The 8,345-nt window shown below is 72.1% G+C and carries 7 protein-coding genes; all 7 read left to right on the plus strand.

Annotated elements, in window-relative coordinates:
- Positions 1 to 598 precede the first annotated feature (598 nt).
- The 7 genes from ABZW03_RS32290 (at position 599) to ABZW03_RS32320 (ending at position 8,246) form a co-directional block, all read left to right on the plus strand.
- Positions 599 to 1,363, plus strand: a complete 765-nt coding sequence (locus ABZW03_RS32290) for a hypothetical protein (protein WP_355266234.1) — start codon at positions 599 to 601, stop codon at positions 1,361 to 1,363.
- A 277-nt stretch (positions 1,364 to 1,640) separates the two neighbouring features.
- On the plus strand, positions 1,641 to 2,747 hold the full coding sequence (locus tag ABZW03_RS32295) for a LacI family DNA-binding transcriptional regulator (RefSeq protein ID WP_355266237.1): 1,107 nt from the start codon (positions 1,641 to 1,643) through the stop codon (positions 2,745 to 2,747).
- Positions 2,744 to 4,264: a sugar ABC transporter ATP-binding protein gene (locus ABZW03_RS32300; protein WP_355266240.1), complete on the plus strand. Its 1,521-nt coding sequence runs from the start codon at positions 2,744 to 2,746 to the stop codon at positions 4,262 to 4,264. Before ABZW03_RS32295 ends, ABZW03_RS32300 begins: the two co-directional genes overlap by 4 nt.
- Positions 4,254 to 6,200 (plus strand): substrate-binding domain-containing protein, encoded by a 1,947-nt coding sequence (locus ABZW03_RS32305; protein ID WP_355266243.1) that lies wholly within the window; start codon positions 4,254 to 4,256, stop codon positions 6,198 to 6,200. Before ABZW03_RS32300 ends, ABZW03_RS32305 begins: the two co-directional genes overlap by 11 nt.
- An 81-nt stretch (positions 6,201 to 6,281) precedes the next feature.
- Positions 6,282 to 7,187 carry a ribokinase gene (locus ABZW03_RS32310; RefSeq protein ID WP_355266246.1) on the plus strand — a complete coding sequence of 302 codons (906 nt, stop codon included), beginning with the start codon at positions 6,282 to 6,284 and terminating at the stop codon, positions 7,185 to 7,187.
- Entirely contained in the window at positions 7,184 to 7,573 is a 390-nt protein-coding gene (gene rbsD, locus ABZW03_RS32315; protein WP_355266249.1) for a D-ribose pyranase, read from the plus strand. The genes ABZW03_RS32310 and rbsD overlap by 4 nt, the downstream gene beginning before the upstream one ends.
- A 196-nt stretch (positions 7,574 to 7,769) precedes the next feature.
- Positions 7,770 to 8,246 (plus strand): hypothetical protein, encoded by a 477-nt coding sequence (locus tag ABZW03_RS32320; protein WP_355266252.1) that lies wholly within the window; start codon positions 7,770 to 7,772, stop codon positions 8,244 to 8,246.
- The last annotated feature ends 99 nt before the right edge of the window (positions 8,247 to 8,345 follow it).

An 8,345-nucleotide genomic window follows, 5' to 3' on the forward strand; every position in this document is an offset into this window, starting at 1 on the left:
GAGGGCGGGGCCGGCGGCTGCGGCCACGGCCGCGACGCCGGTCGCCTTGAACACGGCACGGCGGCTGAAGGGGTGAGCCGGCATGGCGGACTCCATCGTGCGTCAGAGACGGAAACGTCAGGGAGGGAAACGTCAGGGAGGGAAACGGGGAGGACAGGTGCGGCGCCCGCTCGTTGCAAGAGTGTTAACGCTCACAAATACCGTGTCAATACTCGCGGCAGCGTGGGCGGAGCAGCCCGCCCCAGGCCGGGGCGACCTCGTCGAAAGCGGTTCGACAGTCCTTCGAGGGCGGTTCGACAGTCGACCGGTGAAAGAAGTGTGTCCTCCTGCACAGGGCCTTGCTGCGCGGAGGCCCCGTCGTTCCTACTGTCCGCAGACGCAAGCGCCTCGACCCTTCGCGCCCTGCGTCCGGCGCGCCCGGTGCCTGCGAGCAGGGGACCGGACACCGTTCCCGCCGTTCCTGAGCGCGCCACCTCGGACGGGGCCGAGCCGCGCCGTCCCGAACCCGGACCCACCGGCGAGCGACACCCCGCTGCGCCGGATCCCGCCACCCGACCGGGGAGTCCGGACCAACCCGTCGCCGTCCTTGGAGGGACACATGAGATGGCACACCCGTGAATCCAGCAGCGGCACGCCGGCCGGGTTCGCCCGGCCGGCCCTGATCATCGCCGTGATCGCCGCGCTCCTGGGCCTCGCGTCTCCGGCGCAGGCCCAGGCGTACTCCACCTGCGACCAGTGGGGCCAGTACACCCAGGGCGGTTGGACGGTCTACAACAACATCTGGGGCCCGAACCACGGCCCGCAGTGCCTGACCGTCGACAGCATCAAGTCCTGGCACGTCGACGCCGCCCACTCCGGCGGCGGGATCAAGTCCTACCCGAACACCTCGGTCCGGCCCCGGACGCCGCTGTCGCAGCTGAACTCGGCGGGCTTCTGGTACGACACCTCGTCGGCTCCCGTGTCCGGCAGTGACCAGTGGGACTGGACGAGCGACTTCTGGTCGACCGGCAGCCAGGACGAGGTCATGGTCTTCACCAGCTGGACCGGGACGGCAGGCGGCTGGGGACGGCAGATCGCCTCCGACGTGACCATCGGCGGCATCCGGTACGCGTCGGTCTGGCAGGCCGACCCCGGCTGGAACGTCCTGCAGCTCATCCCCGCCCAGCAGAGCAACACCGGCAGCATCGACGCCTCGGCGGTCTGGCGCTGGGCCGCGTCGCGGAACCTCCTGCGCAACACCGACTTCGACACGATGCAGTTCGGCATCGAGATCACCTCGACCGGCGGCGTGCAGAAGCGGTACGCGCTGAACGCCTACAGCGCCTGGTGGAACAACACCTCCGGCGGCGGATCGAGCATCTAGCCGCCCGGTCGGGACCGCCGGCGGCCACGGGTTCACGCCCCGTGCCGGACCGGTCACCGGCACGGACGCGGACGTCGCCGGCGGATCACGAGCGAGCCCCGGGCCGGCGGCCCGGGGCTCGCCCCCCTGCGGCCGCCCGGTCCCCCGGGCGATCCGGAACGCGTTCATCACGATCAGGTTTCAGCCACCCGCTCAGGGCTTGCCTTCCGGGCATGTAATCGATTCCAATCGTCGCAACGCGTCGATGTAATCGATTCCACAAGGAGGTGGAGCGGCTGTGACGAGCATCAAGGACGTCGCCGCCGAGGCAGGCGTGTCCGTGGCCACGGTCTCGCGTGTCCTGAACGAGCACCCTTCGGTGAGCGAGGACGCGCGGGCACGGGTGCTGGCCGCCGTCGCGTCGCTCGGGTACCGGCCCAACGCCGTGGCGCGGTCGCTGCGCACCGACCAGACCCGCACCCTGGGCCTGGTGATCAGCGACGTGCTGAATCCCTACTTCACCGAGCTCGCGCGATCCGTGGAGGAGGAGGCGCGGGCGCTGGGGTACAGCGTGATCATCGGGAACGCCGACGAGCGGCCGGACCTGCAGGACCACCACGTGCGGACGCTGCTGGACCGCCGGATCGACGGGCTGCTGGTCTCCCCCACCGACGGCGGGTCCCCGCTCATGCTGGACGCCGCCCGGGCCGGGACGCCGATGGTGTTCGTGGACCGGTGGATCCCCGGCGTCGACGTGCCGGTGGTGCGGGCGGACGGGCGCGGTGCCGTACGGGACCTCGTCACGCACCTGCACCGACTGGGGCACCGGCGGCTGGCGATCATCGCCGGGCCGGCGGCCACCACGACCGGGCAGGAGCGCGTGGCGGCGTTCCGCGAGGCGCTGGAGGAGTGCGGCCTCGACCTGCCGGACCAGTACATCGGCCAGGGTGACTTCCAGGCCGCCAGCGGCCGGCGGGCGACCGAGCGGTTCCTCGACCTCGCCGAGCCGCCGCAGGTCGTGTTCGCGGCGGACAACCTGATGGCGCTGGGCGCCCTGGACGCCGTCCGCGCCCGTGGTCTGCGGGTGCCGGACGACATCGCGCTCGCCGCGTTCGACGACATCCGCTGGTTCGTGCACACGGACCCGCCGATCACCGCGATCGCCCAGCCCACGGGCGAGCTGGGCCGGGCCGCCGTGCGCGCGCTCGTGGACCGCATCGAGGGGCGGGCGCCGCGATCCGTGACGCTCCCCGCCCGTCTCGTCGTCCGCCGCTCGTGCGGCGAGAACCCCGTGCCGAGCGAGAACCCCGTGCCGAGCGAGAGCCCCGTGCCGTGCGAGACCCCGGCAACGAACGCGACCGCCGAAACGAACGAGAACCCCGTGACGAACAGGAGCCAGTCGTGAGCAACCCGGACGAGTTGCTGCGCATCGAGGGCGTACGGAAGACCTTCCCCGGGGTGGTCGCGCTGGACCGCGTCGACTTCGACCTGCGGCGGGGCGAGGTCCATGTGCTGCTCGGTGAGAACGGCGCGGGAAAGAGCACCCTGATCAAGACGCTCTCCGGTGCCCACGCACCCGACGAGGGCCGGATCCTGGTCGGTGGCGAGGAGGTCCGCATCCAGGGTGCGCAGGACTCCGAGCGGCTCGGGATCGCCACCATCTACCAGGAGTTCAACCTCGTCCCCGATCTGACGGTCGCCGAGAACATCTTCCTGGGGCGCCAGCCGCGCCGGTTCGGGATGATCGACCGGAAGAGGATGGAGGCGGAGGCCGCGGAGCTGCTGGAGCGCGTCGGCGTCAGCGTGTCGCCCCGCGCGCGGGTGCGCGAACTCGGCATCGCGCGCCTGCAGATGGTCGAGATCGCGAAGGCGCTGAGCCTGGACGCGCGGGTTCTGATCATGGACGAGCCGACCGCCGTGCTGACCTCCGAGGAGGTCGAGAAGCTGTTCGTGATCGTGCGCAGGCTGCGCGAGGACGGCGTCGGGATCGTCTTCATCACGCACCACCTGGAGGAGATCGCCGCCCTCGGGGACCGGGTCACGGTCATCCGGGACGGCAGGTCGGTCGGGCAGGTACCCGCCTCCACACCGGAGGAGGAGCTCGTCCGGCTGATGGTGGGCCGGTCCATCGAGCAGCAGTACCCGCGCGAGCGGGCCGTCCCGGGCACCGCGCTGCTGTCCGTGGAGGGGCTGTCCCGGGACGGTGTCTTCCACGACGTCAGCTTCGAGGTGCGGGCCGGCGAGGTCGTCGGCGTCGCGGGGCTGGTCGGCGCGGGTCGTACCGAGGTGGTCCGGGCCGTCTTCGGGGCCGACCCGTACGACCGCGGCACGGTCCGCGTCTCCGGGGCCGCCCTGAAGCGGCACGACATCGGCGCCGCCATGACCGCGGGGATCGGGCTGGTGCCCGAGGACCGCAAGGGCCAGGGGCTCGTGCTCGACCAGTCGGTCGAGGAGAACCTCGGACTCGTCACCCTCAGGTCCGCCACCAGGGCCGGAGTCGTCGACCTCAAGGGGCAGCACGACGCCGCCGCGCGGATCGCCGGGCAGCTCGGCGTACGGATGGCCGGGCTCGGTCAGCAGGTGCGCACGCTGTCCGGCGGCAACCAGCAGAAGGTCGTCATCGGCAAGTGGCTCCTGGCCGACACCAAGGTGCTGATCCTCGACGAGCCCACGCGCGGCATCGACGTCGGCGCCAAGGTCGAGATCTACCAGCTCGTCAACGAGCTGACGGCGGCCGGGGCCGCCGTCCTGATGATCTCCAGCGACCTGCCCGAGGTGCTCGGGATGAGCGACCGGGTGCTGGTGATGGCCCAGGGCCGGATCGCGGGCGAGCTGTCCGCCGACGAGGCCACGCAGGACGCGGTCATGTCGCTGGCCGTGAGCAATCCCACTACCGAACTGGAGGCCCCCCGTGGCCGCTGAAACGCTCAAGAGCGGTACGGGCGCCGGTGGCGCCGCGGCGTTGCGCCGTCTGCTGCTCGACAACGGCGCGCTGACCGCGCTGATCGCCCTCGTCGTCGCCATGTCGGCGCTGTCGGGCGACTTCCTCACCACCGACAACCTGCTCAACGTCGGCGTCCAGGCGGCCGTGACGGCGATCCTCGCCTTCGGCGTCACCTTCGTGATCGTCTCGGCCGGCATCGACCTGTCGGTCGGCTCGGTGGCCGCGCTGTCGGCGACCGTGCTGGCGTGGAGCGCCACGGCGCACGGAGTGCCGGTGGTGCTCGCGGTGCTGCTGGCGCTGGCGACGGGTGTGGCCGTCGGCCTGGTGAACGGCTTCCTGATCTCGTACGGCAAGCTGCCGCCGTTCATCGCGACGCTCGCGATGCTGTCGGTGGGGCGCGGCCTGGCCCTGGTGATCTCGGACGGATCGCCGATCGCGTTCCCGGCCTCGGTCTCCCACCTGGGTGACACGCTCGGCGGGTGGCTGCCGGTGCCGGTGCTGGTCATGGTGGCCATGGGGCTCGTCACGGCGTTCGTCCTCGGCCGGACGTACATCGGCCGCTCGATGTACGCCATCGGCGGCAACGAGGAGGCGGCCCGGCTCTCGGGTCTGCGGGTGCCCCGGCAGAAGCTCGCGATCTACGCGCTGTCCGGTGTGTTCGCCGCCGTCGCCGGTGTCGTCCTGGCCTCCCGGCTCTCCTCCGCGCAGCCGCAGGCCGCCACCGGGTACGAGCTGGACGCCATCGCCGCCGTCGTCATCGGCGGCGCCTCCCTCGCCGGGGGTACCGGCAAGGCCTCGGGGACGCTGATCGGCGCGCTCATCCTCGCGGTGCTGCGCAACGGGCTGAACCTGCTGAACGTCTCCGCGTTCTGGCAGCAGGTCGTCATCGGTGTCGTCATCGCCCTGGCGGTGCTGCTCGACACGGTGCGCCGCAAGGCCGGGGCCGCTCCCACGGTGATCGGGGCGCCCGGCGGCGGACGGGGCAGGCAGGTCGCCACGTACGGGCTCGCGGCGGTCGTCGCGGTGGCCATCGTGGCCGCGACGTCCTTCCTGCACGACGACGCGAAGTCCGGCACCCGGAAGATCGGCCTCTCGCTCTCCACGCTCAACAACCCGTTCTTCGTGCAGATCCGGTCGGGCGCGCAGGCCGAGGCGAAGCAGCTCGGGGTGGACCTGACGGTCACCGACGCGCAGAACGACGCCTCGCAGCAGGCCAACCAGCTGCAGAACTTCACCAGTTCGAAGCTCTCGGCGATCGTCGTCAACCCGGTGGACTCCGACGCGGCGACCAACTCCGTGGCGGCCGCGGGCAAGGCGAGCATCCCGGTCATCGCCGTCGACCGCGGCGTCAACAAGGCCGAGGTGAACGCCCTGGTCGCCTCCGACAACGTCGCCGGCGGTGAGCAGGCGGCGAAGGCCATCGCCGAGAAGCTCGGTGGCAGCGGGAAGATCGTGATCCTCCAGGGGCTGGCCGGTACCTCCGCCGCGCGCGAGCGGGCCGAGGGCTTCGCCAAGGGACTGGAGGCGTACCCGGGGATCGAGGTGGTCGCGCAGCAGCCGGCCGACTTCGACCGGACCAAGGGGCTCGACGTCATGTCGAACCTGCTCCAGGCGCACCCGGACGTCCAGGGTGTCATCGCCGCGAACGACGAGATGGCGCTCGGCGCGGCGAAGGCGCTCGGGTCCAAGGCCGGCGAGTCCGTGCAGGTCGTCGGCTTCGACGGGACTCCGGACGGACTGAAGGCGGTCGAGCAGGGGACGCTGTACGCGTCCGTGGCCCAGCAGCCGTCGCAGCTCGGGAAGATCGCCGTGGACAACGCGGTCAAGGCGATCAAGGGTGAGAAGGTCGAGGAGACCGTCAAGGTGCCGGTGAAGGTGGTCACGAAGGAGACCGTGGCCGGGTTCAGCGGCTGAGACGGGAAGAGGGGTGGCCGGGGTGCCCGCGGAAGCGGCGCTCCGGCTGCCCTGTTTCGGATGTCCTGATTGGGGAGTTTCATGTACGACTACGACGTGTTGGTCGTCGGGTCGGCCAACGTCGACCTGGTGATCGGTGTCGAGCGCAGGCCCGGGGCCGGGGAGACGGTGCTCGGGTCGGACCTCGCCGTCCATCCCGGCGGCAAGGGGGCCAACCAGGCGGTCGCGGCCGCGCGGCTCGGGGCGCGCACGGCGCTGCTCGCGCGGGTCGGGGACGACGCGAACGGGCGGCTGCTGCTTGAGTCGCAGCGGAACGCGGGGGTGGACACGGCGGGCGTCCTGGTGGGCGGGGCCCCGACCGGCGTCGCGCTGATCACCGTCGACCCGTCCGGGGACAACAGCATCGTGGTGTCGCCCGGCGCGAACGGGCGGCTCACGCCGGAGGACGTCCGGGCCGCCGGGCCGCTGTTCCGCGCCTCGCGGGTGGTCTCGACGCAGCTGGAGATCCCCTTGGAGTCGGTCGTCGAGGTCGTGCGGCAACTGCCGCCCGGCACGCGGTTCGTGGTGAACCCCTCGCCGCCGCAGCCGCTGCCGGCCGAGGTCCTGGCGGCCTGTGACCCGCTGATCGTCAACGAGCACGAGGCCCGGGTGATCCTGGGCGGCGGGGCCGTCGGCGACGATCCCGCCGACTGGGTGCGGGAGTTGCTCGCGAGCGGGCCCGCCTCGGTCGTGGTGACGCTCGGTTCGGAGGGCGCGCTGGTCGCGTCCGCCGAGGGCGAGGTCGCGCGGGTCGCGCCGGTGAAGGTCGACGCCGTCGACACGACGGGGGCTGGTGACTCCTTCACGGCCGCACTGGCCTGGAAGCTGGGTGCGGGGGCCTCGCTCGCGGAGGCCGCCGCGTACGCCGCCCGGGTGGGCGCCGTCGCCGTGACCCGGCAGGGCGCCCAGGAGTCGTTCCCCACCGCCGAGGAGGTCGAGGCGCTGTGAAGAAGAGCGGGATTCTGAATCGCCATCTCGCCGGAGCCGTCGCCGAGTTGGGGCACGGCGACCAGGTGCTCGTGTGCGACGCGGGGATGCCGGTCCCGGACGGGCCCCGGGTGGTCGACCTCGCCTTCCGGGCGGGGATCCCGTCCTTCGAGGACGTCCTGGCCGGGCTCCTCGACGAGCTGGTGGTCGAGGGGGCGACCGCGGCCCAGGAGGTCCGGGAGGCGAACCCCGCCGCGGACGGGCTGCTGACCGGCTCCTTCGCCGACCTGGCGTACGTGCCGCACGCGACGCTGAAGGAGCTGAGCGCGGGGGCCCGCCTGGTGGTGCGGACCGGGGAGGCCCGGCCGTACGCGAACGTGCTGCTGCGGTGCGGGGTGTTCTTCTGACGGACGGCCCGGCCGCGGTGCCCGGCCGTCCGCGGCCCCGACGGCCGGGCCGGCGTCCGTCGCCCGGAATTCACGGACCGGGGTCTACCCGCATAGAGAACCGTGCGGCATCCTGATGCGATGCCGACCCCCGTCGAAGCGCGGCACGCGGGCGGGGGTCGGGTCGGAGGCACCCCATCCACACCGGGAGATGCAGATGAAGCCACGCACCGCAGCCACCGTCGTCGCCCTGACCGTGGCCGGCCTCGCCGTCTCGGCGCCCACGGCCGGCGCGAGCGGTACCAAGCTGTCCCAGTCGACGGCGGCCAGTCAGTTCAGCAACGCCGGCATCACGTGGAGCTCCAGCGGGAACTGCACCACCCGGTCCAACTCCACCTGCACCTCGTTCGAGCAGATCAACTCCGGCACGGTCAACGCCGTCATCACGCTCAAGCAGGCCAGCGGATGTGCCATCAACATCACGGGCGGGACCGAGGTGGGCCACGCCTCCGGCACCTACAGCCACTACAACGGCTACAAGGTCGACATCTCCCGCAGTTCCTGCATCGACGGCTACATCCAGAACAGCTTCACCTACATCGGCTACCGGGGCGACGGCTACCCGCAGTGGAAGGCCGCCTCGGGCAACCTGTACTGCAACGAGGGCAGCCACTGGGACATCCTCGTCTACTGACGCCGACCTCGGGTTCCGGCGCCCCGCGGGGCGCCGGAACGCGGGGGGCCCGGGGGGCGGGGCGGGCCGCCCCGGGGGGGCTCCCGCCCCCGGGGGGGC

The organism is Kitasatospora sp. NPDC004799, from assembly GCF_040609095.1.
Classification (GTDB): domain Bacteria; phylum Actinomycetota; class Actinomycetes; order Streptomycetales; family Streptomycetaceae; genus Kitasatospora.